Here is a 1,590-nt window from a genome sequence, read left to right as displayed (position 1 = left end):
GTCGGGTTCGATACACCTATTGTTTTTTGTTGGGCAGTTAAAGTCGAAGTAAACCCTTTCGCCATCGATCGCACCTAATTACGCACTTGATTTAGCCCAATACTTCATCTTATCATGTTTTAGGCTGAAATTAAGATGCGTTTACCCTGCCCTTAAATTCTGCATCGAATGGTAGTTCTGCTTCAGGATACTCCAGGATTTTTGATCGGTCAACTTTGACCAGAGCATTTTTACTACTTTTAATGTGCTTTTTGGGTGCTTTTCGCTCTTTTTCCGATGAGTAGTTCTCTTTTAACTTTTTCGCTCCATTAGCTTTGACCTCTGGTTTGCCTTGTTCTCCTTTCAGGCGATTGTTTTCGGATTTTAATCTTTGATTTTCTGCTCGTAATTCTCTGGTTTCTGCTTGTAATTGCTCTACAAGGTTCAGCAATATGGACACTGTACGACGTAATGATTCGTCAGCAATTGCAGATGGCTCAATGCTTTGCAGTAAGGTCTCTACTAATTGGTCAGCAGATGTTTTTTGCGTCATGCTTTATATTCTACCATGCTCTTCGTATTTGTGAACCTTCTTTTTTTCCTGTAGTTTAGACTAAAAAATGATTGCAGCCAAAAGTAGCTGCCTTTGAATATCCGGCAAGCTGTTACTCAAAAACTCAAGAGGAAGAAGATTAAATAACTAATCTTGAAGACTTTTTGCGTCGAGAAACCCGTTTTTTCACAGTGGGATAGGACGGTGCCTTGGTTCGTACCCTTCCTTTTTCCCAACCAGGGGATTTTCCCCTCTGTTTAGGCATTTTCGCGGGAGTACCAATGTCAACTAAAATCCAATGGCACTGAAAAAGTGAGCAAAAAAAAATCTGTAAGGCAAGCTCTGCATAGATAATTGCCTTACAAACCAAAATATCTCTCTCTAGTATGCCCAATCGTGCGTCTATTCTCAAGCAACAATTTTTACAGAGTGTTGCCTTACCCTGGAAAGAATTGCTACCAGACTCTACAGTCAAAGAGCTTCTGGCGAAGGAGAATCTCAGATACTACAACAGCGTCTATACGCCGATAGTTACCTTATGGGCGATGATATCTCAGGTACTAGATCCAGACAAAAGTTTGAGTCAAGCAGTAAAACGGATGAGTACCTGGCCCAGTGGTGCTGGAGTGGTGCCTCCTTCTTCAGACACTGGGGCATACAGTAAAGCTCGTCAACGACTACCTGAAAGACTTGTCCAACAGTTAGTACCTGTAGTGGCAGAGGCACTAGAAAAGCAAGTTCCTCGCCTACAGCAATGGTGTGGACGACAGGTGCGGGATCTCGCCGGCACAACCGTGTTGATGAGTGATACTGCTGCCAATCAAGCTGAGTATCCGCAACACAGCAATCAAAAAACTGGGTGTGGATTTCCCATCGCCAAAGTGGTAGTGCTCTTTTCATTGCTCACAGGTGCAGTCGTATCGGCTGGTATTGCTTCATTGACGATGAGTGAGATTGTAATGAGTCGCCTGTTATATGCGAATTTATAGTCATTTCAAATAAATGTGAGACAGAGGCAAGATCATGATAAAATCGATAAAAATAGTTAATTAGAAAAA

Annotated in this window: 1 protein-coding gene and 1 pseudogene; one reads left to right on the top strand and one right to left on the bottom strand. The window is 42.1% G+C overall.

From position 1 onward, the window contains the following. Nucleotides 1-130: 130 nt before the first annotated feature. A complete protein-coding gene (locus QT973_RS26930) occupies nt 131-532 on the bottom strand; it encodes a hypothetical protein (RefSeq protein WP_333058670.1) in 402 nt (133 codons plus the stop codon). 386 nt (nt 533-918) lie between these two features. Between QT973_RS26930 and QT973_RS26925 the strand changes: the two are divergent. After that, nucleotides 919-1,518, top strand: a pseudogene (locus QT973_RS26925) (IS4 family transposase); the annotation flags it as partial. Nucleotides 1,519-1,590 lie beyond the last annotated feature (72 nt).

Source organism: Microcoleus sp. Z1_A1 (assembly GCF_036700305.1).
GTDB lineage: Bacteria > Cyanobacteriota > Cyanobacteriia > Cyanobacteriales > Microcoleaceae > Microcoleus.
The sequence above is the reverse complement of the archived record's forward strand: the minus strand, read 5'-3'. Positions and strand labels throughout refer to the sequence as shown.

Excerpts from the sequence above, each read along its gene's own strand:
- QT973_RS26930 (WP_333058670.1), bottom strand. The coding sequence starts at position 532 with ATGACGCAAAAAACATCTGCTGACCAATTAGTAGAGACCTTACTGCAA.